22 protein-coding genes, 1 pseudogene and 1 riboswitch are annotated in these 23,768 nt (G+C 74.2%); of the genes and pseudogenes, 13 read left to right on the forward strand and 10 right to left on the reverse strand.

All coding sequences use genetic code 11. The features are described 5' to 3' along the window. Positions 1-21: 21 nt before the first annotated feature. Positions 22-549 carry a DUF1990 family protein gene (locus ACYVK7_RS08065; protein ID WP_460887177.1) on the reverse strand — a complete coding sequence of 176 codons (528 nt, stop codon included), beginning with the start codon at positions 547-549 and terminating at the stop codon, positions 22-24. An 87-nt stretch (positions 550-636) separates the two neighbouring features. On the opposite strand from ACYVK7_RS08065, the gene ACYVK7_RS08070 reads away from it, so the two are divergent. Together ACYVK7_RS08070 and ACYVK7_RS08075 are read left to right on the forward strand one after the other, a co-directional pair. After that, positions 637-1,317, forward strand: a complete 681-nt coding sequence (locus ACYVK7_RS08070; protein WP_460887178.1) for a hypothetical protein — start codon at positions 637-639, stop codon at positions 1,315-1,317. A gap of 45 nt (positions 1,318-1,362) precedes the next feature. Next, complete coding sequence (locus ACYVK7_RS08075) at positions 1,363-2,286, forward strand: alpha/beta fold hydrolase (protein ID WP_460887179.1); 924 nt, start codon at positions 1,363-1,365, stop codon at positions 2,284-2,286. Here the strand turns inward: ACYVK7_RS08075 and ACYVK7_RS08080 are convergent. Then, complete coding sequence (locus ACYVK7_RS08080; RefSeq protein ID WP_460887180.1) at positions 2,213-3,463, reverse strand: cytochrome P450 family protein; 1,251 nt, start codon at positions 3,461-3,463, stop codon at positions 2,213-2,215. The two genes, ACYVK7_RS08075 and ACYVK7_RS08080, sit on opposite strands and share 74 nt — an antisense overlap. Positions 3,464-3,673: 210 nt before the next feature. Between ACYVK7_RS08080 and ACYVK7_RS08085 the strand changes: the two genes are divergently transcribed. After that, positions 3,674-4,687, forward strand: coding sequence for a hypothetical protein (locus ACYVK7_RS08085; protein ID WP_460887181.1), 1,014 nt, complete (start codon positions 3,674-3,676; stop codon positions 4,685-4,687). Between the two features lie 177 nt (positions 4,688-4,864). Here the strand turns inward: ACYVK7_RS08085 and ACYVK7_RS08090 are convergent, their stop codons facing one another. Together ACYVK7_RS08090 and ACYVK7_RS08095 are read right to left on the reverse strand one after the other, a co-directional pair. After that, positions 4,865-5,836: a hypothetical protein gene (locus tag ACYVK7_RS08090; RefSeq protein ID WP_460887182.1), complete on the reverse strand. Its 972-nt coding sequence runs from the start codon at positions 5,834-5,836 to the stop codon at positions 4,865-4,867. Positions 5,837-5,910: 74 nt separating this feature from the next. Next, complete coding sequence (locus ACYVK7_RS08095; RefSeq protein ID WP_460887183.1) at positions 5,911-6,924, reverse strand: peptidoglycan recognition protein family protein; 1,014 nt, start codon at positions 6,922-6,924, stop codon at positions 5,911-5,913. Between the two features lie 131 nt (positions 6,925-7,055). Between ACYVK7_RS08095 and ACYVK7_RS08100 the strand changes: the two genes are divergently transcribed. Together ACYVK7_RS08100 and ACYVK7_RS08105 are read left to right on the forward strand one after the other, a co-directional pair. Further along, positions 7,056-7,406, forward strand: coding sequence for a GntR family transcriptional regulator (locus ACYVK7_RS08100; RefSeq protein WP_460887184.1), 351 nt, complete (start codon positions 7,056-7,058; stop codon positions 7,404-7,406). Between the two features lie 174 nt (positions 7,407-7,580). Then, on the forward strand, positions 7,581-8,381 hold the full coding sequence (locus ACYVK7_RS08105; RefSeq protein ID WP_460887185.1) for a DUF899 family protein: 801 nt from the start codon (positions 7,581-7,583) through the stop codon (positions 8,379-8,381). Between the two features lie 57 nt (positions 8,382-8,438). On the opposite strand, the gene ACYVK7_RS08110 is transcribed toward ACYVK7_RS08105, so the two are convergent. After that, the gene (locus ACYVK7_RS08110; RefSeq protein ID WP_460887186.1) at positions 8,439-8,999 is read right to left on the reverse strand and encodes a hypothetical protein; all 561 of its coding nucleotides are present in this window, start codon (positions 8,997-8,999) and stop codon (positions 8,439-8,441) included. Positions 9,000-9,097: 98 nt separating this feature from the next. Next, positions 9,098-9,982: a sigma-70 family RNA polymerase sigma factor gene (locus ACYVK7_RS08115; protein ID WP_460887904.1), complete on the reverse strand. Its 885-nt coding sequence runs from the start codon at positions 9,980-9,982 to the stop codon at positions 9,098-9,100. A gap of 134 nt (positions 9,983-10,116) precedes the next feature. Between ACYVK7_RS08115 and ACYVK7_RS08120 the strand changes: the two genes are divergently transcribed. From ACYVK7_RS08120 to ACYVK7_RS08135, 4 genes are all read left to right on the forward strand, one after another. Beyond that, a complete protein-coding gene (locus ACYVK7_RS08120; protein WP_460887187.1) occupies positions 10,117-10,917 on the forward strand; it encodes an SDR family oxidoreductase in 801 nt (266 codons plus the stop codon). Positions 10,918-10,936: 19 nt separating this feature from the next. Continuing rightward, complete coding sequence (locus tag ACYVK7_RS08125; protein ID WP_460887188.1) at positions 10,937-11,359, forward strand: hypothetical protein; 423 nt, start codon at positions 10,937-10,939, stop codon at positions 11,357-11,359. Positions 11,360-11,534: 175 nt separating this feature from the next. Next, the gene (gene chrA, locus ACYVK7_RS08130; protein WP_460887905.1) at positions 11,535-12,785 is read left to right on the forward strand and encodes a chromate efflux transporter; all 1,251 of its coding nucleotides are present in this window, start codon (positions 11,535-11,537) and stop codon (positions 12,783-12,785) included. Positions 12,786-12,853: 68 nt separating this feature from the next. After that, a complete protein-coding gene (locus ACYVK7_RS08135) occupies positions 12,854-13,660 on the forward strand; it encodes a TetR/AcrR family transcriptional regulator (RefSeq protein ID WP_460887189.1) in 807 nt (268 codons plus the stop codon). Here the strand turns inward: ACYVK7_RS08135 and ACYVK7_RS08140 are convergent. Next, positions 13,627-14,523 (reverse strand): NADP-dependent oxidoreductase, encoded by an 897-nt coding sequence (locus ACYVK7_RS08140; RefSeq protein ID WP_460887190.1) that lies wholly within the window; start codon positions 14,521-14,523, stop codon positions 13,627-13,629. The genes ACYVK7_RS08135 and ACYVK7_RS08140 overlap by 34 nt on opposite strands. Before the next feature lie 110 nt (positions 14,524-14,633). On the opposite strand from ACYVK7_RS08140, the pseudogene ACYVK7_RS08145 reads away from it, so the two are divergent. Beyond that, positions 14,634-14,939, forward strand: a pseudogene (locus tag ACYVK7_RS08145) (MarR family winged helix-turn-helix transcriptional regulator); the annotation flags it as partial. A gap of 151 nt (positions 14,940-15,090) precedes the next feature. Here the strand turns inward: ACYVK7_RS08145 and ACYVK7_RS08150 are convergent. Both ACYVK7_RS08150 and ACYVK7_RS08155 read right to left on the reverse strand, forming a co-directional pair. Further along, positions 15,091-16,323 carry a YibE/F family protein gene (locus ACYVK7_RS08150; protein ID WP_460887191.1) on the reverse strand — a complete coding sequence of 411 codons (1,233 nt, stop codon included), beginning with the start codon at positions 16,321-16,323 and terminating at the stop codon, positions 15,091-15,093. Between the two features lie 80 nt (positions 16,324-16,403). Continuing rightward, complete coding sequence (locus ACYVK7_RS08155; protein ID WP_460887192.1) at positions 16,404-17,237, reverse strand: HAD family hydrolase; 834 nt, start codon at positions 17,235-17,237, stop codon at positions 16,404-16,406. A 139-nt stretch (positions 17,238-17,376) separates the two neighbouring features. On the opposite strand from ACYVK7_RS08155, the gene ACYVK7_RS08160 reads away from it, so the two are divergent. From ACYVK7_RS08160 to metE, 3 genes are all read left to right on the forward strand, one after another. After that, positions 17,377-17,847 (forward strand): GNAT family N-acetyltransferase, encoded by a 471-nt coding sequence (locus ACYVK7_RS08160; protein WP_460887193.1) that lies wholly within the window; start codon positions 17,377-17,379, stop codon positions 17,845-17,847. Positions 17,848-17,983: 136 nt separating this feature from the next. Then, positions 17,984-19,138 carry a Cmx/CmrA family chloramphenicol efflux MFS transporter gene (locus ACYVK7_RS08165; protein WP_460887194.1) on the forward strand — a complete coding sequence of 385 codons (1,155 nt, stop codon included), beginning with the start codon at positions 17,984-17,986 and terminating at the stop codon, positions 19,136-19,138. 205 nt (positions 19,139-19,343) lie between these two features. Next, positions 19,344-19,446, forward strand: a riboswitch (SAM riboswitch). Positions 19,447-19,454: 8 nt separating this feature from the next. Continuing rightward, complete coding sequence (gene metE, locus ACYVK7_RS08170; RefSeq protein WP_460887195.1) at positions 19,455-21,857, forward strand: 5-methyltetrahydropteroyltriglutamate--homocysteine S-methyltransferase; 2,403 nt, start codon at positions 19,455-19,457, stop codon at positions 21,855-21,857. Positions 21,858-21,977: 120 nt separating this feature from the next. Here metE and ACYVK7_RS08175 read toward each other — a convergent pair whose 3' ends face one another. Then, positions 21,978-23,549: a ricin-type beta-trefoil lectin domain protein gene (locus ACYVK7_RS08175; protein WP_460887196.1), complete on the reverse strand. Its 1,572-nt coding sequence runs from the start codon at positions 23,547-23,549 to the stop codon at positions 21,978-21,980. Between the last annotated feature and the right edge of the window lie 219 nt (positions 23,550-23,768).

Genomic DNA, 23,768 nt, shown 5'->3' on the forward strand with positions numbered 1-23,768 from the left:
TACCGAGCTAGCCGTACCGAGCTAGCCGGCCCGGGCCGCGCTCAGATAGCCGCGGGTCACCCGGTCCTGTACGCGATGGGCGATCCGCGGCAGGATCCGGGAGCCCCAGAAGTCGTGGCGGGCCACGGCGTGGATCTCGAAGACCACCCGGTCTCCCTCCCGCAGCACCCGGAACGACTCGACGCCCGTCTCCGGGTGGTGCGGCAGCGTCGCGTAGGTGAAGCCCGACTCGTCGGGCGTCCGGACCGTGTCGACCACCCGGCACGGGGCGGCGAACCAGAGCGCCCCCACGCGCACCGCCTGCACCACCGTCACGCCCACGTCGGCCGGACCGGTCGGCGCGACGACGAGCCCCGCGCCACGGTGGATCCGCCAGCCGAACAGCGCCGCGGCAGTGGCGGAGACCGAGGCGTCCGGGCCGAGCACCACCCGCTCGCGCAACACCCGTGCCCGCGCGGGCGGCGCGTCCAGCCACCCCGGCTCCGCGGTCGGCCGCTCGTCGGCGTAGCGTTCGAGGATCCGCGCGAGGTCGGGCCGGGTCAGCTGCACCCCGGAACCCTATCGGCCCGGGCCGCGCAGCGGTCGGCGCGGCCTGGTACGGCTCGCGCGACCGGGGTACCTGTACCTTTCTCACCCATGGCGACCGAACACGACCCGCGCGCACTCGACGCCCCGATCCAACCGGGCGGCGTCCCCCGGCACGCGTCCGCCCAGGGACGCAGGAGCAAGGGCCTCGGCCCCTTCCTGTCCGACCTCAAGGCCGAGGTGCAGAACCAGCTCTCCCGCGCGGACGCCCCGGCACGATCCCGCGCCGCTCAGGACGAGCAGGCACAGGACCAGCCCACCGAGGTGCTCCGACCTGGCGGGCGGACACCGGGGCTCACGGCGGGCCCGCAGACACCGGCCCCGCTCGCCACCGACCACGCCGACCACGCCATCGGCCAGGCCGCCGGCCAGGCCGCCGACCACGCCGCCGCTCTGGCCTCGGCCGCCCTGGCGGCCGCCGACCACGCGGGAGCGTCAGCCGACGCCGCGCGGACGGAGGCCGCCGCGGCCCGCACCGACGCCGACGCGGCCCGCACCGAGGCGGACGCCGCCCGCGCCGACGCCGTGACCGCCCAGGCAACGGCAGGCAGGGCCGACGCCCACCTCCAGGCCGTCCGGGCCGAGATCGCGGCAGCGCACCAGGAGTTCGAGGCCCTGCGCGCCGAGATCGACGCGGCGCGCGAGCGCACCCGGCGGCACGTGCTGATCGCCTGGATCGGTGCGGGCGCCGCCGCGGTGCTCGCTGGGGTCGCCCTCGTCCTCGGGCTCTGACGCGCCCTACCGATGAGTTCGCGGCGTCCGCGTCGTCGGACAGCCATGACGGAGACCCTGCTCGACGTAGCGGGCGCGCGGCTGTGCGCCGAGACCTTCGGCGACCCCGCCGACCCGGCGATCCTGCTGATCGGAGGTATCGCGAGCGCCATGGACTGGTGGCACGACGACCTGTGCCAGGCGCTGGCCCGTGGTGACGCCCCCGGCGGTCCCGGGCGCTTCGTGGTCCGGTACGACCACCGCGACACCGGACGGTCCCGGACCGACCCGCCCGGGGCGCCGTCGTACACCGGGGACGACCTGGCGCAGGACCCGGTGCGGCTGCTGGACGCACTGGGCGTGCGCCGCGCACACCTGGTCGGCGTGTCGATGGGCGGTGGGATCGCGCAGCAGGCCGCGATCGAGCACCCGGACCGGGTGGCGTCGCTGACGCTGATGTCGACGAGTCCGCTGACGGGCGGCGACACCGCCGGGCTGCCCGGTCCCACGCCAGAGGTGCAGGCCTTGTTCGACGACCCGCCGCCGGATCCTGACTGGGACGACCCGGACGCCGTCGTACAGCACCTCGTCGAGGGCGACCGGGCGTTCGCGGGCCCCGGCTACGACGCGGCGGACACGCTCGCGGCGGCTCGCCGCGTCGTCGAGCGGTCGATCGACCCGGCGGCCGCGGCCAACCACTTCCTCGTGGAGAGCGGTCCGGTGCGCGGCACGCTCGCCGACGTCGCCGCGCCCGCGCTGGTGCTCCACGGTGAGGCCGACCCGCTGTTCCCGCCGGAGCACGGTGTCGCGCTGGCCGAGGCGCTCCAGGACGCGCGGCTGGTGCTGCTGTCCGGGGTGGGCCACCAGTACCCGCCGCGTATCGCGTGGGGTGTGGTGGTACCGGAGATCCTGACCCTCACCGCGCGGGCCGGTGCTCCTCGAACCGCACCGGGAGCTGCTGCGGCACCGACGACCACAGCGTCCCCGTAGCGCGCAGCGAGTCCGGCGGGACGGTGAGCGCGACGCCGCCGAGGCGGCGCAGCGCGGCCCCGACCGCGATCTGCGCGATCACGGTGGCCGGTCGGCGAGCAGGGCACGAGTGCGGGCCTGCGCCCCACGTGAGGTAGGAGAGGTGGCCGGACTCGAGCCAGATGTCGTCACCGGACCCGCGCGACTCGGCGCTCGCCCCGAGGATGCCCGGCACGACGGCGTCGCCCGCCCAGATCTTGCGGCCGCCGAGCGTCGTGTCCGCGAGCGCGAAGCGCGGCCCGGTGTTGGTCGCGGGGGGCGCCGAGCCGAGGGCGGCCTCCAGGGTGTCCGACGCCGAAAGCCTGCCGCCGGTGCGTCCGTCGAACCGGGGGTCGGTGAGCCGGAGGCGGAGCGCCTGGGTGATCCAGGCGACCTCGAACTCGCCGCCCAGGATGAGGGTGGCCGAGACGGCGCTCTGCGCGTCCAGGTCGGTGGGCCGGCTGGGGTGGTTGAGCATGGCGGAGGTCAGGTCGTCCGACGGCGCGGCGCGGCGACTGGCGATCAGGTCGGCGATGAGGCTGCGCTGCGCGTTGAGCGCCTGGCCGCCCGCGGCACCCTTGGCCTGGAACACGCGCTGCGCGTGGCTCAGCATCGCGCGTGACTGTTCGGGCTCGAGCCCGAACAGCGTGGACATGACCAGGAGCGGCACGGCGCGCGCGTAGTCGTTCACGAGGTCGGCCTCGCCCTGGGCCAGCATCCGGTCCAGCGCGAGCCCGCACCACTGCTCGGTGATCGTGGCGAGCCGGTGCTCGTCGATGCTCTCGAACGCGTCGTCGATGAGGCGGCGCAGGTGCCGGTGCCGCAGCCCGTCCACGTAGTAGATGCCGTCGCGCGGGGCGAGGACGCCGCCGACACCGCTGTCCGGACTGACCGTTGCGTCGATGAGCAGGTTCCAGTTGCGCGAGTCCCGCGCGAACAGGCTCTCGTTGCGCAGCACGGTGACCAGCTCGCGGTGCCCGAGCACCAGCCACGCGGGCACGCCGGGCTCCAGCAGCACCGGCGCGACGTTGCCCCACCGGGCGCGCAGCCGTTCGTACACACGCGCGGGATCGGCGCTGGTGGTGGTCTCGGTGAGCGGCGTCAGGTCGTCGGCCAGGTCGACCAGGCGCTCCGACCGGGTGCTCGTCGTGACTGTCATGGCTCCCCGGGGTCCTGGGCGCGACCAGGTCGCGCGCCACGTCGTTTAGGCGGAATGTACCGCATGTCCCATGCACCGTCATGTATCAAGGTCGCCAGAATCGGACAAATGGTTACCCACCTGCTACTCGGCCTTCGTCGGGCGGCCACGCGGTGGGTGAAGTCTTGGCCCGACGATCACTCCAGCCCCTCCGAACGGAACGAGGAAGACATGCCTGGACTCGCACGAGCCTGCAAGCTGGCAGGAGGCACGACGGCGGTCACGGCCGCCCTGAGCGTCGCGGCGGCGGGTTCCGCCGTCGCCGGCCCGACGGCGGCCGCCCCCGAGCAGGTGGCGGCGAGCAGCGCGGAGGTGGCCCAGCGCTGGGCACCCATCCACTACCAGGACGTGGACCAGACCGGCACCAACGCACTCGGCGGACGGTCGGACTACCTCGCCGCGTACGACTTCGACGGCGACCTGGACGCGCGCAACAACTGGGACAACACCGGCAGCCACGCCCTGGCGGCCACCGCCTACTACTCGGTGCTGGAGACGGGCAGCCACTGGTTCGTCACCTACATGTTCTTCCACCCGCGGGACTGGTCCGACTCGATCTTCGACACGGAGCACGAGAACGACGCCGAGGGCGTCATGGTCGCCGTGCAGAAGGACGGCTCCGCGTTCGGCACGCTGCGCGGCGCGGTCACGGTCGCGCACACCGACTTCTTCTCCTACACGCCGTCGGGCAGCACCTGGGGTCCCGGCGCCGAGAACATCGACGGCACCCTGGAGATGGCGACCAGCCCGCACGACGGCCTGGCTCGTCCCGTCACCGCCCAGGAGGCCAAGGGCCACGGTCTCAAGGCCCGCCCGGGCTACGACATCCGGGGCGACGGCGTCGTCTACCACCCGGCCGGGCGCGCCGAGGTGCCCGAGCACCCGGACGACCGCGACGTCTCCTACCGCCTGGTGGACGTCCACGCGCCCGGCGGGCTGTGGGACCAGCGCGCGAACCCCCAGCTCTTCGCGAGCCACGGCACGTTCGCGGGCGACCGCTCGGGCGGCTGCGGCGACGGCGGGATCTCGTGCTCGCAGAACTCCGCGAACGCGCCGTGGGGATGGGACGACGGCGACGACGGCCCGGGCCGCGGTGCCCTAGCGACCGACCCGGCAGGCCTGGCCGCGAACTACTTCAGCATCCCGGAACCCCTGGACCGCACGTACGTCAACAACCCGTACTGAGCCCGGGCCCGCCCAGGATGGTCGGTAGAACGTCAGGTGATCGGCACCTCGAGGTGCCGATCACCTGACGTTCTACCGACCACTCGAGCTCCTGCCCTGGAATCAGCCTCAACCTGAGGTCGAGGGTTGGCCAAGGTTCACGTTCACGTTGAGGGTTAGGGCGTGTGCGTGCACATCTCAGGCCAGGCGCGCGCTCACCACGAGCTCCCTGCCCACGTCGAGCCGCACGTCCGCCAGCCGGATGCCCGCCGGCAGCTTCTCGGCGAGGTCGATGTCCCGGCTCGTCGCCGCGTCCACCCGGCCACGGATGGTCCCCAGCAGCGCGGCCACCAGCGGGTTGCCGCTCGCGAGCTGCACGTCGCGCACGGCGAGCACCATCCTCGCGTCCACGCTGACCGACGCCGTCGCCTGCACCCGTGCCGACAGGAACATGCCCTTCTTGATGCCGGCATCGACCCGGAGCGCGGCAGCGCGGGGACCCTTCGAGACCAGGTCCACGTCGAGCGCGGTCAGGGTGATGCCCTGCTGCTGCAGCACGACGGTCAGCAGCCCACGGGCCGTCGCGACCAGGCCCGCCTTGTCGACGGCGACGCGGGCGTGGCCGGAGACCGGGTGCTCCTCGGTGGGCTCCACCGGCAGGATCCCGACCCGGCCGTCGGCACCCTCGACCCAGTCGAAGCGCAGGCCCTCGAGCTCCGCGGTGACGTCGACCGGCAGGTCGACGGCCACGATGCGGTGCGCGTCCACGCGCAGCCGCCGCAGCGTGCCCGGCTCGCGCCGGACCACGTCGGGCTGCCATTGCTCGGCCGGTCCGGCCGATCCGGCCTGACCGGCCGAGCCTCCGGCGTCCTCCGTGCGGACGACGACGCCGGACAGGTCGACGTCCGCCGAAGCGATGTCCGCGCCGTCGAGCACCGTGGTGATCGACGCCTGGTCCAGCCCCTCGACCCTCCCGCCGGCCTCGTCCGAGAGCGCGGCACGGATCCGGGTGGCCAGTTCGGCGCCGTCGGCGGGCCAGGGCGCGGCCCCGAGCGGGATCGGGTCGGGTGTGCGGGGCTCGTCGGACGGTTGGCCGGGTGCGGGGCGGCCGGGTGCCGGGCGGTCAGGTGCCGGGCGGTCAGGTGCGGGGCGCTGGGCGGCGTCGGTCATGGACGCGAGACTAACCCGCCGGCCACGCCGCGCCGCCCGCTCAGACCGGTACCTCGCTCAGACTCGCCCGTCGTTCAGACCCGCCCGTCGTTCAGGCGCCGCTGCAGCGCCATGACCGCCTGGGACTCGCGGGAGATGACGCCGTCGACCGGCGTCCCGAGGTACCCCTGGAGGGCGCGGATCGTCTGCGGGCCGATCTTGCCGTCCCGCTGCCCGGAGTCCATCCCGATCCGAGCCTGCAGGGCGGCGATCATCCGGGAGCCCTGGGCGTCGGAGACCCACTGCCAGCCGGTCGTCAGGCCGGGGTTGCTGTCCCGCCAGTGCACGCTCTGCGACGACACGACGCCGTCCACCGGCGTGCCGAGCTCCTGCTGCAGCCTGGTGGTCGTGGCGGAGCCCCAGAAGCCGTCCACCGTCAGGCCACCGGGCTCCCCCGGGCTCGGCGGGGTGGAGCCCGAGCCGGTGCGGATGTCGTCGATGCGCGCGTACAGGTGCCGGCCGGGGCACGCGGTCTGCGAGACGTCGCGGTGCCCCCGCAGGGGCGCGCTCGCCGTCCACCAGCGGTCCTTGCCCTCGCGGTAGATGGCGGCGGCCGTCGAGATCTGGGCCGCGGTCGGGGTGTTCGTCTCGTAGTTGCCCGCGAAGCAGATGGACCGCGAGGTGCTGTTGCGGCCGCCGGTGTGGGTGCCCCGCCGGTTCCAGCTCACGCCCTGGTACGCCCTGCCCGACGGGAAGATGACCACGTTGTAGGAGATGCCCGTGCCGAACCGCGACTGGCCGACGCTCTCCAGGGCCCGCATCTGCTCGGCCTCCGCTCCGATGCTCGCGTCCGGCGAGAGCTGCGCGGTGACCGAGTGGTGCACGAACACCTCGACCGCCGGCCCGGTCAGCGTCAGGTCGCCGTCGGGGTAGCGCGCGCCCCACGAGCTCCGCGACGCGATGCTGGGCGCCGCCTGGGTCACGACCTCCGGAGCGGACGTGGTCTCCGCCATCGTCTCCACCGCCGTCTCGCCCTGCGCCTCGTCGTCCGCCGCCAGCACTTCCAGCACGATCCCCGTGTCGTCCTTGATCTCGTACGGCTCAGCCATGGTGCCCCCCATGTTCCAGAAATGTCCTACATGTCTACCATTGGGCGGCGGCCAAGGCGACCCCTGCCGCACATCGGCCGGGGTGCGTCCCGTTCCTCCCCCACGCCGCCCTCGCTTGTAGTGTTGCTGCCGTGATCAGCATCGACGCCGACTCCCCCGTCCCGCCGTTCGAGCAGGTGCGTACGTCGCTCGCCCAGCAGATGGCGGACCGGACCCTTCCCGTCGGCACCCGGCTGCCGACGGTGCGGGCGCTGGCGGCCGACCTGGGCATCGCGGTCAACACCGTGGCCCGCGCGTACCGGGAGCTGGAGGCGGCCGGCCTGGTCGAGACCCGCGGGCGGGCGGGCACCTTCGTGAGCGCCGCCGGCGACCAGCGGCTCTCCCGTGCCCAGGACGCGGCGGCCGTGTACGCGGACACGGTCCGCGGGCTCGGCATCGGCCGGGCCGAGGCGCTGGAGATCGTCTCGGCGGCGCTGCGGTAGCGCTCGTGCGGTAGCGCTCATGCGGTAGTCCGCGGCGGATCGCTGTCGATCAGCGCCGCGCTCGTTCGTCGTAGTGACAGGCGCCCGGCCGATGAGCTTTCGTCCGGTCGGTCGTCAACCCTCCAGGGCACTCCTGCCTTCCTGCGAGGCCAGCGACCGAACGAGGAGAACGTCATGACCGCGACGCACGAGAACCACACCGGCGACCACACCGGCCGGGCCGAGGCGGCCGCCGTACCGCCCGTCGTCGACCGGGAGGTGTGGCAGGCCGCCCGCGACGAGCTGCTGGTGCGCGAGAAGGCGCACACCCGCGAGGGGGACGCGATCGCGGCGGCCCGCCGCCGGCTGCCGATGACGGAGGTCGACGCCGGGGCGACCGTGGTCGGACCGGACGGGCCGACCACGCTGCTGGACCTGTTCGAGGGCCGGGAGGAGCTGGTCGTCTACAAGCACATGTGGCACCCGGGTGAGCCGTTCGAGAACCAGTGCGCTGGATGCACCCTGACGTACTGGGCGGTCCGGGAGCCGGCGTACCTGAACGCGCGCGGCGTCTCGTTCGCGGTGTTCGCCAAGGCGCCCTACGCGGAGCTCGCGCCGTTCGTCGAGTTCATGGGGTACCCCCGGCACTGGCACTCGGTGCTCGACACGCAGGACGAGGTCGTGGGCGGCGGCGACTTCGGCACCTGGGTGTGCTTCCTGCGCCGGGGCGACCGCGTGTTCCTCACCAACTCGGTGACGGGGCGCGGGGCGGAGGCGACCATGCCCGCCCTCGCGCTGCTCGACATGACGGTGCGCGGCCGCGAGGAAGCCTGGCAGGAGTACCCGGAGGGCTGGCCGGAGGGCAAGACCCCTGGCTGGTTCTGGAAGGCCGACGAGAACGGCGTCGGGAACGGCTGGACGGGCGGCCGTCCGACCATCCAGTGGACCCTGCCGGGCGCTGCCCCGGTCGCCCCCGGAACGCACCACCACCACTGAGTCCCCCGGACGGGCCCGTCGGCACCAGGCCCGTCCGGGTCACCGAACCGGTCCGGGTCAACGAGCGCGTCGGCCACGCTCGGACAGGGTGGTGCGCACGTCCGGGTGCAGCATCGTGACGACGCCGGCTGCGACGAGGCCGAGGTGGAGCACGCGTACCACCGGGAAGGCTGCCGAGACGTCGCCGCCCAGCGCGCTGTAGAGGCTCGCACCGCCCATGAGGTCGGAGGCCAGCGGCAGCGCCATCGACGCGGTGCCCAGCAGGCCGAGGCCGAGCAGGAGCGCCCACCACGCCCACCGGCGGCCCTGCGCGAGGAGCCACGCGCACGTGAGCGCCCCGGCGAAGATCGCGCCGCGCAGCACCAGCTGCGCGGCGAGGCCCGGGTCGATGCCCGCCGTGCCCTGGTCCCCCACGATGACTCCGACGGAGAGGACGGCCTCGGCGACCCCGGCCAGGACCGCGAGCGCGAACGCGGCGGCCGACAGCGTCCTGAGCGGTACCGCGCGCTGGGGTGCGGGGCGGTCGCGTGCGGGACCTTCTGCTACGGGGCGGGCCGGCCCGGGCGGTGTCTCCGCCGGGCGGCGCGCGGATCGGGTCGTACGGCTGGCTTCGGTCATGCGTCCATGCTGGCCCGGCGCCGGCCCAGCGGGAATCCGGGTGACCCCCTTCCGGAGCCGTGGGTTGTCCCGACCCGGCCGGTGGTCGGACGCCCGGCTCAGTCCCCCGCCGGCAGCACGCCGGAGAGGTCGAGCCCAGCCAGGCGCGCCGGGTCCGAGAGCACGTCGATCGCCGCGATCCGCCCGTCTGTCACCACGAACGCCAGCACGGACACCGCTCGGCCGTCGACCAGCACGAGCGCCCCGGCGGCCCCGTTGACGAGCACCGGGCGCACGAACGGGGCGAGCCTCGAGTACAGGGGCGCGCTCGAGGCGACGTCGTGCGCCCCGCTGATGACGGTCGGCCGGCCGTGCGCGCCCTGCGACCGCAGCACCACGTCGGGGTGCAGCACGGAGACGAGCCGGTCGAGGTCTCCGTCGCGGGCGGCGGCGAAGAACGCGTCGACCACCGCGCGCTGCCGAGGCACGTCGGTGTCGGGGTCGGTCGTGGAGCCCCTGACCCGGCGCCGCGCCCGGCTCGCGAGCTGGCGCGTGGCCTCGGGCGTGCGTTCGATCATGGGCGCGATGTCCGCGAACGGCACACCGAACGTGTCGTGCAGCACGAAGGCGAGCCGCTCCGCCGGGGCGAGCTGCTCGAGCACCACGAGCAGGGCGAGCCCCACCGAGTCCGCGAGCACCGCCTCGGTCTCCGGGTCGGTACCGGGCTCGGGGGTGACGACCGGGTCGGGGACCCGCACGTCGAGCGGCACCTCCCCGCGCGTGCCGCGGGACCGCAGCATGTTGAGGCACACGCGCGACACGACGGTGGTCAGCCAGCCGCCGATGTTGTCGACCCCCGTGGCGCCGGCCCGCTCGACCCGGAGCCACGCGTCCTGGACCGCGTCGTCCGCCTCGCTCACCGAGCCGAGCATCCGGTAGGCGACCGCGCGCAGGTGCGGCCGGTGTTCCTCGAAGCTGTCCCGCCACCACGTCCGCTCGTCCATCGCTGTCACGTTCCTCCTTCGCCGCGTGTCATGCCAGTACTGACCCGACGTCGCTCGTCCTGGTCCACGACCCGTTGACCCGCGAGCGGCGCCCGATGTGATCAGGAGCCCCGGCTCCTGCCGAAGGAGGAACCATGACTGCGACCATTCTCGTCACCGGCGGCACCGGCACGCTCGGCCGCCATGTCGTGCCGCTGCTGCGCGGTGCGGGCCAGGAGGTACGCGTCCTGAGCCGCACGCCGCACGCGTCACGGCCGGGCATCGAGCACGTCACCGCCGACCTGAGCACGGGCGACGGCGTGGGCGCCGCCGTCACCGGGGTGGACACTATCCTCCACCTGGCCGGCAGCAACAAGGGTGACGCGGCCAAGACCCGCACCCTCGTCGAGGCCGCGAGCGCCGCCGGGGCCCCGCACCTGGTCTACATCTCGGTGGTCGGCGCGGACCGCGTCCCCGTGACCAGCGGCGTGGACCGGGCCGCGTTCGGGTACATCGCCGAGAAGCGGGCGGCCGAGCTGCTCGTGGAGCGGTCCGGGCTGCCGTGGACCACGCTGCGCGCCACGCAGTTCCACGACCTGGTGCTGACGCTCGTGCAGGCCCTGGCGAAGCTGCCGGTCGCGCCGTCGTTCAGCGGGTACCGGATCCAGCCGGTCGAGGCCGCGGAGGTGGCGGACCGCCTGGTCGAGCTCACCCTGTCCGACCCGGCCGGCCTGGTGCCCGACGTGGGCGGCCCGCGCGTCTACGAGATGCGTGACCTGCTGCGCACGTACCTCGACGCGGCGGGCCTGCGTCGCCCGATCCTGTCGATCCGGCAGCCGGGCGGTGCGGCGCGGGCGCTGCGGGCGGGCGCAGGGACCGCGCCGGACCGGGCGGTGGGCCGCCGTACCTGGGAGGAGTTCCTGGCGGAACGGGTGGGCGCCCGGGTCGGGGCGTGACTCCTGCCAGACTGCTCCCATGCGCGACGACCAGTGGGCCAGGCAGCGGGCGGAGGCGGTCCGGCTGCAGGGCGAGCGCCTGCAGGCACGCCAGGACGCCGAGCATGCCCGGGCCGAGGCTCTGCTGCGCGAGTTCGTGACGGCCACCCGTACCGCTGGGCTGGCCCCCGTGCCGCTCCGGGTCCAGGGGTACGGGGGCCGAGGCACCGTCCGCACGCCGCTCGAGGGCTGGTACCTGCGTGTCGACCGGACCGCCGGCGTCGGCACCGACGGCGGCTTCTACGTGCTCACCGCACCGATCGGGCTCCTCGACCGGGTGCGTGGGATCCGGCCGGAGCCGCGGCGTCCGCCGCTGCTGCTCGGGGCGGGAGGCAAGGACGGCGACTCCGTACCGCTGGCCGACGCCCTGGAGCGGCTGCTGCCGGGCTGGAGCTCCGCCTGAGCGGGGCGCCCAGCGTCACCAAACGTGTCGAACGTGCCCAGTTGCCCGCTGTCCAGGTGGGCGGGTCAGGGTAGGACGGCCACGGCACGCACCGGTACGAGAGACGTCGCGGTACGGCAGCACAGGGGCGGCGCCCACCCGGTACCGTCCCGGTGTGACCTCTGAAGGCTCCGGCATGTCGACGTCCGGCCCGTCCGTCCCGCCCGCCTCGGGAGCCGCGGCGACCCGCGAGGTCTTCGTGACGTTCCTGCGCCTGGGACTCACGTCGTTCGGTGGGCCGGTGGCACACCTGGGGTACTTCCGCGACGCGTTCGTGGTGCGGCGGCGGTGGCTCGGCGACCGTGCGTACGCCGACCTGGTGGCGCTCTGCCAGTTCCTGCCCGGGCCCGCGTCCAGCCAGGTCGGTATGGCGATCGGGCTGCACCGGGCGGGCATCGGTGGGCTGCTGGCCGCCTGGGCGGGTTTCACGCTGCCGTCCGCGGTGCTGCTGGTGGCCTTCGCGTACGGCGTCGCGACGTTCGGTGGCGACGCGGGCGCCGGATGGATCGGTGGGCTCAAGGCGGCGGCTGTCGCCGTCGTCGCGCAGGCCGTGCTCGGGATGGCCAGGACGCTCGCCCCGGACGCGCGCCGCGCGACCATCACGGGGGCCGCGGCGGTCGCGACGCTCCTTGCGCCGTCCGTCCTGGGGCTTCCGGTCGTGATGAGCCAGGTCGGTGTGATCGTCCTGTCGGGCGTCGCGGGGCTCCTGTGGCTCGCCCGCGCGTCCGACGACGACGGCAACGACGAGCCGTTCGCGGTGCCCGTCCGGCGCGGCGTCGCCGTGGCCTGTCTCGCCGTGTTCGGCGCGCTGCTCGTGGTGCTGCCGCTGCTGGCGAGCCTCTGGGGCGGCGGGGTGACGCGGCTCGTCGACGTCTTCTACCGCGCCGGGGCGCTCGTCTTCGGTGGCGGGCACGTGGTGCTGCCCCTGCTGCAGGCGGAGCTGGTGCCGTCCGGTCTGGTGGGCAACGACCAGTTCCTCGCCGGGTACGGCGCGGCACAGGCCGTGCCGGGGCCGCTGTTCACGTTCGCGGCCTACCTGGGCGCCGTCACCACGTCGGGGCCCACCGGGGTCGCCGGTGCGGCGATCGCCCTCGTGGCCATCTTCGTGCCGTCGGCTCTCCTCGTCGTCGGCGGGCTGCCGTTCTGGGAGCGCCTGCGGGGCGCGCCGCGCGCCCGGCGTGCGCTCACCGGCGTGAACGCCGGGGTGGTCGGGCTGCTCGCCGCCGCGTTGTACGACCCGGTGTTCACCCAGGGTGTGCTGGCGGCGGGTGAGCCGCTGGTCGCGCTGGCGCTCGCCATCGCGGCGTTCGTCGCGCTGGCCAGGTGGGCGGCGCCGCCGTGGGCGGTCGTGATCACCGCGGGGCTGCTCGGCTGGGCGGTGCTCTGAGCGCTCCGTCCCGGTGCGCCGGACGTCCTGGCGCACGTCCACCCGGAACACGGCCTAGGCTCGGCGACATGCCAGTCGACGACGACAACCGGCCCCTGACCCGGCGCGAACGGCTCCGGCGGCAGACGGTCGACGAGATCGTCCAGACCGCGCTGGAGCTGATCGACGTCGGCGGCGCGCACGGCCTGTCGCTCGCGTCGGTCGGCAAGGCGATGGGTATGACGTCGCCCGCGCTCTACCACTACTTCGCGTCCCGGGAGGCGCTGCTGGACGCCCTGGTGACGGCCGGGTACAGCGACCTCGGCGCGGCCGTCGCGCACACCGCCCGCGCGGCGGCCGACCGGCCGGCGCCCGAGCGCCTGGCCGCCATCGCGCACGCCTGGCGGCGCTGGGCGCTGGACCACCCACGCCGGTACTCGATGCTCTTCACCGGGAGCCGGCGCGAGACGGTGGACCCGCTGGAGAGCGTCGACACGATCAGGCAGAGCATGCTCGCCCTGGTCACGACGCTCCAGGACGTCGCGGCCGACGCCGGTCCGCGGGCCGACACGGGTGCTGACGCCGCGGCCGGGGCCGCAGCGAGCCCGGCGCCGGACCGGTCGGCGCTCGACGACGAGCTCTCCCGGTGGGGCAGGTCCCTCGGCGTCCCGACCGTGGCCGCGGCGCCGGCGCTCCGGCTCGCCCTGTCCACCTGGTACCGCGTCCACGGGCTCGTGTCCCTGGAGATCGTGGGTGCCTTCGACACGATGGGGCTCGACGGCGGGCGCCTGCTGACCGCCGAGATCGAGAGCCTGGTCGTCGAGGCCGGCCTAGCCGACCCGGCCACGGCCCGCAGGGCGCGTCACGGCACCAGCACCACCTTGCCGCCCGCGTGACCGTCGTCGACCAGGCGCTGTGCCTGGGCGGCCTCCGCCAGCGGTAGCACCTTCGCGACCGGCACCGACACCTCTCCGCGCGCCACCAGGCCCATGGTCTCGGCCAGCACCTCGGCCGACGGCTCCGACCGCTCGCTGAAATCGACGCCCAGGGCGAACGCCGCCGGGTCGGCGAGGGTCAGCACGCGCTCGGTGCCGCCGCGCAGCTCGATGCTGTCCGGCAGCACGCCGCTGCCCGCCGCGTCGAGCACGGCGTCGACCGTGGGCGCGAGCGCCCGCACCCGGTCGACCAGCCCCTCCCCGTACGTCGTGGGGGTCGCCCCGTACCCCGCGACTCGTTCCTGGTTGGCAGGGGACGCCGTGCCGATCACGCGCACGCCCGCCGCGACCGCGAGCTGGGCCGCCAGCCCGCCGACCCCGCCGCTCGCGCCGTGCACAAGGAGGGTCTCCCCCGCCTTGACGTCGAGGATGCGCAGCGCGCGCCGGGACGTCTCTGCCACCACGGGCACCGCGGCCGCCTGGGCCGCGTCGAGACCGTCCGGAACCCGGGCCCACAGGCCGAGCACGGCGTACTCCGCGGCGCCGCGGCCCGCCGGTCCCGCGACCCGGTCACCCGTGGTGACCCCGGTGACGCCGGCCCCCACCTGGTCCACGATCCCCGCGACCTCCTGGCCGGGCACCCCGGGCAGCCGCGTGCGGAACGCCGCCTCCATGGCACCCGAGCGCACCTTCCCGTCGAAGGCGTTGACGCCGACGGCCTCGACCCGCACCCGGACCTGGCCAGGGCCTGCCTCCGGCTCCGCGACCTCGCCGAGGTGCAGCACCTCCGGGCCACCGAACTCGTCAAAGACCACTGCTCGCATCGTGCTTCCTCTCCTCGCCACTCTTTGCTGTTCGGGACAGGTAACTGTCGTGAGCACCTCCGCTATTCCCGACCGGTGGTCCGAAGGCGACGAGTTCTATGATGAACCCCATGGCATCTGCCCCGGACAGTGAGTCGAACCCGTTCGCCACCGGGCCGCTCAGCCTCGCGGTGTTCTCGCTCGCGCGAGCGCACCGGGCGCTCGCCGCGGACCTGCTGCGTCCCCTCGGGCTGCATCCCGGCCAGGAGCTGCTGCTCATGTTCTTGTGGGAGCACGGGCCCCAGCGACAGACTGACCTGGCCCAGTACGTGGCCACCGACTCCGCGTCGATGACCCGGACGGTCCAGCGGCTCGAGCGCGCCGGTTTCGTGCGCCGGCGCTCCAGCCCCGGCGACCGGCGGGTCACCCTCGTGGAACCCACCCCCGCGAGCCTGGCGCTGCGGCCGCGCGTCGCCGAGATCTGGGCCCAGCTCGAGCGGGCGACGGCCGGCGACCTCAGCGGGGCCGAGCAGGAGGACGCGACGCGGCTCCTGCGCGCGCTCGAGGAGAACGTGGGCGTCACCGCCGCTACGTCGCCGACGCCTCGGACGACGGGCGGGCCGCCCACGCGTCGGACACCGGCGCCATCAGCTCCGGGTCGGAGGCCGGCTCGGACCCCGCAGGACCCTCCTCCGGACCGGCGGGGCCCGGGACGGTGAGCGTGGCGATGGCGGTGGTGACCGGGATGGCGAGCACCAGCCCGATCGACCCGACGAGCGTGCGCACCACCTCCTCCGCGATCTCGCCGGAGCTCAGGGCGGTGGCCGGCGACTGGTCCACGAGCCAGACCATCATCAGCAGGGGCAGGGCCGCGCCGACGTAGGCGAAGGCGATGGTGTAGACGGTCGACGCGATGTGGTCGCGCCCGATGCGCATGGCTCGCGTGAACAGCTCGGCCCGCGACGCGGCGGGCGCGACGCCCCGCAGCTCCCACACCGCGGATGCCTGCGTGATGGTCACGTCGTTCAGCACACCCATCCCGGCAAGGACGATGCCGCACAGGGCGATCCCGCGCAGGTCGGCACCCGGCGCGCTGGACGGCAGGAACGCGGAGGCCTCGTCGGTGGTGCCGGTGATCTGCGCCGCCCCGGAGGCCCAGGCCGCGAGCAGCGCGGTGAGCCCGAGGCCGACCAGGGTGCCGAGCAGCGCCGTCGACGTACGGGCCGACAGTCCGTGCGCCAGGTACAGGGTCACGAACATGACCAGCGACGACGTCACGAGCGCCACACCGATCGCGGACTCCCCCGCCAGCAGCGCGGGCATGGTGAAGCCGAGCAGCACGACGAACGCCATGCCGAGCCCCGCCATGGCCGCCAGCCCTCGCCAGCGTGCGACCAGCAGCACGACGGCGGCGTAGGCGAGGGCCAGCAGCGCGATCGGCACCTCGCGCTGGTAGTCCATGAACACCAGCGGGTCGACGCCGGGCTGGGAGACCTGGGAGATGTCGACGGCGGTGATGCGGTCGCCGTCGGCGAGCGGGACCGACGGGCCGGGCGACTGCATCCGGGAGGTCTCGCCGCCCGGCAGCTCGACGGGGATGCTTCCGGTGGCCGGGTCGGCGGGACCCGTGACGGTGACGTCGACGAACGACGTGCCCTCCGCCTTGGCCGGTACGCGGTCGGGCACGGCACCGGCGTCGGGCCACAGCAGCCACACGCCGACGAGGGTCAGGAGCAGGGCGGAGACCAACGTGATGACCAGCAGGAACGTCGTGCGCGGCGCGGCAGGCCCGGCCGAGCCGTGCGAGTGAGCGTGCGCCATGCGCACATCCTGACCCAACGGCGCGGCGGCGGCGCGGCGAGCGGCGACCCGGTTCTCCACGGCCCGCGGTGCGCCGCGGCTCAGCCGGTCGGCAGCAGCAGCGCGTCGAAGAGCGCCTCGGCCGCGCCGTCCTCCTCCACGGTTCCCGTCACGCGCGCGGCGACGGCACGGACCTCCTCGGGGGCCTGGCCCATGGCTATCGACACGGCGGCCCATGCCAGCATCTCGAGGTCGCCCTCGCCGTCGCCGACGGCCACGGTCCGCGACGGCGCGACCCCCAGCTCGACACGGATGATCTCGAGCGCGGTCGCCTTGGTGACCCCGGGGGCCGTGACGTCGACCCAGTCCACGCGGGCCGCGAGCGCCGTGACTCCCGACGCGCGCAGCGCCGGGACGAGCCGCTGCGCCCACTGCCCGTTGACCACCACCCGCGGCGTCGGCCGCCCCCAGACGCCCTCGATCCCGTGGACCACCTCCTGGGGCCCGCTGACGTGGCGTTCGGGCAGCCGCCGCGTGGCGCGGTACCCCGTGCCGACCACCTCGGCGGCGAGCCGCAGGTCCGGTCGCGTCCGGGCGACGAGCCGGCACACCGGCTCCGCGTCGACGGGGACCACCTGGGTGATGGCGTAGCCGTCCGGCCGCAGCCGCGCGGTCACCGCCCCGTTCGCCGCGACCGCCCAGCCGTCGCGGACGCCGAGCTGCCGCGCCGTCTGCACGGCGTCCGCGAGGGACCCGCCCGTGGCGATCACCAGGTGGTGGCCGGCGGCGCGCACGGCGGCCACCGCGTCGAGGACCGCAGGCGTGGGCCGGCGTCCGGCACGGACGAGCGTCCCCTCGACATCACAGGCGACGAGGGCTGGCGTGGACACGGACGCGTCCGACAGGACGGCGCCCCCGGCGGCGGTCGCGGTCACGATATTCCCCTGGTGATAGGCGATATGACGCATCCTGCCGCATACTGGGACATTTTGAAACTCCCGCCCAGGTCAGCCGCCTTTCAGGGCTATTCACGGCGCGGCGTACCAGGTCGGGCACGCGGGTAGGCTCCCCCGCGTGCTCAGCCCTGCGACACCCGACGATCTCGACGACCTGGCAGTCTTTCTCCGCACCGCCGACCTGACGGTCGCCGCTCTCGCGGAGCCCGCCGTGCACCTGTGGCTCGAACGCGACGACGCCGGCGCCGTGCGCACGACCACCGGGTTCGAGCTCGGCGTGAGCGGCGAGCACGCGCTCGTCCGGAGCGTCGCCGTCCGCCCCGACCTGCGCGGGACCGGCGCCGGCCGGCGGTTGGCCCGGTTCGCGCTCGACCGCGCCGCCGACGCCGGGGCGCGCCGGGCCTGGCTGTTCTCCCGCCGCTCAGGAGGCTTCTGGCAGAAGCTCGGCTTCGCCCGGACGACGACCGGCGACCTCGCCGCCGCGCTGCCGGACGCCCACCAGGTGCTGCTGTTCCGCTCGACGGGCCAGCTCGACCACGAGGTCGCGTGGCAGCGGCCGCTGCCCGCGTCTGATAATTTCGCCGCATGAGGTCTCCAGAAGCATCCAGGTTCGGGCTGCCGGTACTCCGGTAGCCCGAGATGCCCCTGTAGAGACCCGCGCATCCGAAGGGCCCCGTAGTGCCGCCTCCGGCCTACCCGTTCCCCCTCTCCCTTCGGAGTCGCTCATGCCTGTCCTGCTCCATGTGCTTGCCGTCGCCGTCTTCGCGCAAGGCACCTCGGAGTTCGTCCTCGCCGGCCTCGTGCCCGGCATCTCGGTCGACCTCGGCATCACCCTCGCCGAGGCCGGCTACCTGACCTCCGGCTTCGCCGTCGGCATGGTCGTCGGCGCACCGCTGACGGCCGCGCTCGGGCGCCGCCTGCCACCGCGGTGGACCCTGTCGGCCTGCCTGGCGGTCTTCGTCGCCGCGCACGCCGCCGGCGCCCTCACCGACCACTACGCCGTGCTGCTCAGCACCCGGTTCGTGGCCGCGGTGGCCAACGCCGGGTTCCTCGCGGTCGCCCTGTCGACCGTCACCCTGCTCGTCCCGACGGGTCGGCAGGCCCGGGCGCTCGCCGCGCTCCTCGGCGGCACCACGCTCGCCCTGATCGCGGGCGTCCCCGCCGGGGCCCTGCTCGGCGAGGTCTGGGGCTGGCGCTCGGCCCTGTGGGCGATCGCCGCGGTGTCGGCGCTCGCGCTGGTGGCCGTCGCCGTCCTGACGCCGGGCCGACTCGGCCCGCGCGCTCCGCGCGTCCGGGTCGACCTGGCCGCCGAGCTCCGCACGCTCCGGTCCCCGGACCTGCTGCGGTACCTCTCGCTCGGGGTGCTGGTGAACGGCGCGACGTTCTGCGCGTTCACGTACCTGGCGCCGCTGGTCACGGAACGCGCGGGCCTCGGCCCCGCGCTCGTGCCGCTGGTGCTCGCGCTGTTCGGACTGGGGGCCTTCGGCGGGGTCTCGGCAGCGGGCCGCCTGGCCGACCGGCACGGGCACCTGGTCCTCGGGATCGGCCTCCCGCTTCTCGTCGCGGGCTGGACGCTGTGGGCCGCCCTCGCGGCGAGCCCCGCGGCGGTGTGGGTGCTCGCGCCGGTCCTGGGCGCGCTCTCGTTCGCAGCCGGCGGCACGCTGATCGCGCGCAGCATGGCCTCGGCGCACGCGCCCACGATGGGTGGGGCGTTCTCGACGGTCGCGCTGAATCTCGGCGCGCTCGCCGGCCCGGTCCTGGGCGGCCTCACGATCGGTCCGCTGGGACTCGTGGGACCGCTCGCGGTGAGCGCGGGGCTGGCCGTCGTCGCCGTCGTGCTCTGGTCCGCAAGCAGCGTCGCTCGCCGCAGCGCCCGTTGACCACAGCAGTTGCTGCCAGGCTGGACCCGGTCCGGCAGCAACTGCTGTGGTCAACACCTGGGATCCGGGGCGACCGGTCCCGCGGGGCCGGCCTGTCAGGAGCCGTGCTTGGCACACTTTTAAACTCACTGTTCCGTGGGCCAGGGAGCGTCCCGAGGCGTGGACGGTTTTTCGACCACATCCCGGGCATGCCTACGATCCAGTCTCATCATCCAGAGCGGTCGAGAGTCCTGGCTCAACGACACCGCAGCAACCTGCCCCCGAACCGCCACACTCGGGCAAGGTGCTAACGCCAGGTCCGATGGAGCTGATACGCATGGCAGTCGAGCACGCACTCCCCCACCTTCCCCACGCCACGATCCTGGGCTACCCGCGCATCGGCCGGCGGCGCGAGCTCAAGCGCGCCGTCGAGTCCTTCTGGGCCGGGCGCACCACCGCCGACGAGCTGGAGGCCACCGCCGCCGGCCTCCGCCTGGACACCACACGGCATCTGGCCGGGTTGGGCCTGGACGCCGGCGCCGGCGCCGTTCCCGGCTCGTTCTCCTTCTACGACCAGGTGCTCGACGCCGTGGCTCTCCTGGGCGCGGTGCCGGACCGGTTCCGGGACCTGGCCCGCGACGGCGAGGGCTCGCTCACCCTGGAGGGCTACTTCACGCTGGCCCGGGGCGACGGCGACAAGCCGCCGCTCGAGATGACCAAGTGGTTCGACACCAACTACCACTACCTGGTCCCCGAGATCGGTCCGGACACCCCCATCGGGTTCGTGGACGACCGGACGGTGCGCCAGTTCACCGAGCTCACGGCGCCGGCGGACGGCGGCCAGGCCGTCGTGACCCGCCCCGTGCTGGTGGGGCCGGTGACGTTCCTGCTGCTCAGCAAGGCGGCCGACGGCGCCCCCGACGGCTTCCGCCCGCTCGACCGGCTCGACGACGTCGTCGGCGCGTACGCCGAGGCGCTGCGCGCCCTGGCCGCCGCGGGTGCGCCCTGGGCGCAGCTCGACGAGCCCGCCCTGGTCACCGACCTGCTCGACGTCCCCTTCGACGAGGTCGCCGACGCCGTGCGCCGGGCCTACGCGCGGCTGGCCACCGAGCTCTCCTCCGCTCCCGGACCGGACGGCGCGGCCGAGCGTCCCGCGATCCTCGTGACGGCGCCGTACGGGGACCTCCGCGGCGGCCCGGGCGACGGCCTCGCGCTCCTGGCGGGCACGGACGTAGAGGCGATCGCGATCGACCTGGTCAAGGGCGCGGTACCCACCGGGCCCGTTGCCGGACTGCAGACCAAGACGCTCGTCGCGGGCGTCGTCGACGGGCACAACATCTGGCGGGCCGACCTCGACGACCGCCTGACCGCGCTGGAGGGCCTGACCGCGCCGGGCACCGGCCTCGGCGCGGGGGCGGTCGCCGTCGGTACCTCGACATCGCTGCTGCACGTGCCGCACGACGTCGCCGACGAGCCCCGGCTGGACGCCGGCCTGAAGTCCTGGCTCGCGTTCGCGGACCAGAAGGTCGCCGAGGTCGTCACCCTGGCCACGGGCCTGACCGACGGCCGCACGGCAGTCACCGACGCACTGGCGGAGTCAACGGCTGCCCTGCGGTCGCGGGCCGAGGCAGCCGGCGTCGCCGTGCCCGCCGTGCGGGAGCGCACCGCGGCCCTCACCGCCGCGGATGCCGAACGCGCGCCGTACGCGCAGCGCGCCGCCGCCCAGCAGGCGAGGCTCGCCCTGCCGCCGTTGCCGACCACCACGATCGGGTCGTTCCCGCAGACGGCGGAGATCCGCCGCACGCGCGCCTCGTGGGCGCGCGGCGAGCTGTCGGACGCCGACTACACGGCCGCGATGCGCGCCGAGATCGCGAGCACCGTCGCGCTCCAGGAGGAGCTGGGTCTGGACGTGCTGGTGCACGGCGAGCCCGAGCGCAACGACATGGTGCAGTACTTCGCCGAGCAGCTCGACGGATTCGCGACCACCGTGCACGGCTGGGTGCAGTCGTACGGCTCCCGCTGCGTGCGGCCGCCGATCCTGTGGGGTGACGTGTCCCGGCCCGCGCCGCTGACCGTCGAGTGGACCGCGTACGCGGCGTCGCTCACGAACAAGCCGGTCAAGGGCATGCTCACGGGCCCGGTGACGATCCTCGCGTGGTCGTTCGTGCGTGACGACCTGCCGCTGGGCGACACGGCCGACCAGGTGGCGCTGGCGCTGCGGGACGAGGTGACGGACCTGGAGCGGGCGGGCATCGGCGTCGTGCAGGTGGACGAGCCGGCCCTGCGCGAGCTGCTGCCACTGCGCCGTTCGGCGCACGCGGACTATCTCGACTGGTCCGTGCGCTCGTTCCGGCTCTCGACGGCGGGGGCCGACGTGGCCACGCAGGTGCACACGCACCTGTGCTACTCGGAGTTCGGGCAGGTGATCGGCGCGATCGACGGGCTGGACGCCGACGTGACGTCGGTCGAGGCGGCGCGCTCCCGCATGGAGATCGTGCCGGAGCTGGCCGACGCCGGGTACGGGCGCGGCATCGGGCCGGGCGTCTACGACATCCACAGCCCGCGCGTGCCCTCGGTCGAGGAGGTGACCGAGCTCGTGACGCTCGCCGCCAAGTCGATCGACCCACGGCTGGTCTGGGTCAACCCGGACTGCGGTCTGAAGACCCGCGCGTACGCGGAGACGACCCAGTCGCTCCGCAACCTGGTGACGGCGGCAAGGTCGGTCCGCGCCACCCTCTGACCCACCCTCTGACCCACCCCCTTCCCCGAGGTAGTCACCTGGCGAGGTAGTCACCTGGCGAGGTAGTCGCGTACGTGACTACCTCGCCAAGTGACTACCTCGGCGAGGGGGGCGGGCGGGTCAGCCGACGTGCCACTTCTGGGCCGCCGTGCCGTTGCACGTCCAGATCTGCAGCTTCGTGCCGTTGGCGCTGTTGCTGTTCGGCACGTCCACGCACTTGTTGGCGAGGATGGAGACGAGGTCTCCGGCCCCGCTCAGCGTGAACTGCTGGGCCGCGTTGCCGCTGCAGTTCGCGAGCTGCACGGCGGTGCCGTCGGCCGTGTTGGCCCAGGCCACGTCCATGCACATGCCGCCGGCGCGCAGGGTGCCGTCGGCGTGGAAGGTCCACCGCTGCGCGGCGCTGCCGTTGCACGTCCACAGCTGCAGGCGCTTGCCGTCCGTGAACTCGGAGTTCGGCACGTCGATGCACTTGCCCGCCAGCCCGATCAGCGCCTGCCCGCCGCCACCGCCGCTGGTGGTCAGCTGCAGCCCGTAGGTGCTGAGGATCGGGTTCAGGGGCTGGTAGATGAACCGGCCGTTCGAGGAACAGTCGCCGATCCGGCCCGACGTGACGCCCTGCGCCTGGTTGCCCGACAGCACCGAACCACCGGAGTCACCGCCCTCCGCGCACGCGGAGCCCGTCGCCATGCCCGGGATGTCGCCGTCACCGTAGTTGATGGTGACGTTCTTCTCCTGGATGACGCCGCAGCGCCAGCCCGTCGTCCGCCCGGAGCGGCACACCGTGGCGCCGATGCCCTGCTCGGCGGAGCCCGCGACCGTCGCGGTGCCGCCCGCGTAGTTGTTCACCGTCGGGGTGGGTGTCCAGTTGCTGTTGGTCGCCACCCACGCCCAGTCGTGGCCGGGGAAGACCGAGGCCCGGTAGGTGCCGAGCGCTGCGCCGTCCGGCGCGTTGACGGGGTCTCCGGCATTGCCGCAGTGCCCCGCGGTGACGAACCCGCCCTGCACGGCGAACCCGATCGAGCACAGGGTCACGTACCCGTTGCCGAGCGGCTTGTGGAACTCGTCGCCGCCCCGGATGTCGCGCGCGGGCTCGGGCGCCACCGTCGACCTCTCCACGCGGACGGCGTCGGCCGGGATCTCCGCCTCGGCGATCATGGCCTTCGCGGCACCGACGTCGGCGGCCTCGACGACCACCTGGTTGGTGGTCGGGTCCGCGTACCAGGAGTGCACCGACTCGGGCGCGCCCACCGCGTCGAGGGACTCCTTCCACGCGGTCAGGGCGTCGTAGCCGTGCTCGACGACGACGGCGTCCGCCCCCGCGCGCTCGGCCACCGTGGCCGCGGCGGTGCTGGTGACGGCGACGCGCGGAGCGTCGGCGTCCTGGGGCAGCCAGGTGCCCGCGTACGCGTCACCGAGCGTCGCGGCGAGGTGGGCCTCGAGGACGGCCGCCTCGGCGTCGAGGGCGAGACGCTCCGGGATCTCCGCCCGGGTGAGCCCGAGGTCGCGCTCCATCGCGCGGAGCTGGGCCTCGGGCAGCCGGACGTCGGACGGCTGGTCGGCGGACGGCTGGTCGGCGGACGGCTGGGGCGGCGCCGCCCCCGCGACACCGGCGCCGGTGAACGCTGTGCCGACCACGAACGCGGCGGCTGACAGCGCTATCAAAGGACGGGACGCTCTGAAGGATCGTGACATGGTGTGCTCCTCGGTCAGGCCTGGGGAACCTCGTGTGCCACGGAGCGTATTGACGCCACGCCGTCACCAGAACGACCGGACGAACCTCGTGTGGAAAGTACGTAATTCACCGCGTACTACCCCGTACCCCCAGACCCTGTCCCACCGATTTCACCCCCGACCGCCTCACCACACGACCGCCCCACCACACGATCGACCCACCACACGGCACGAGTTCGG

The sequence above is a fragment of the Promicromonospora xylanilytica genome (assembly GCF_054782895.1).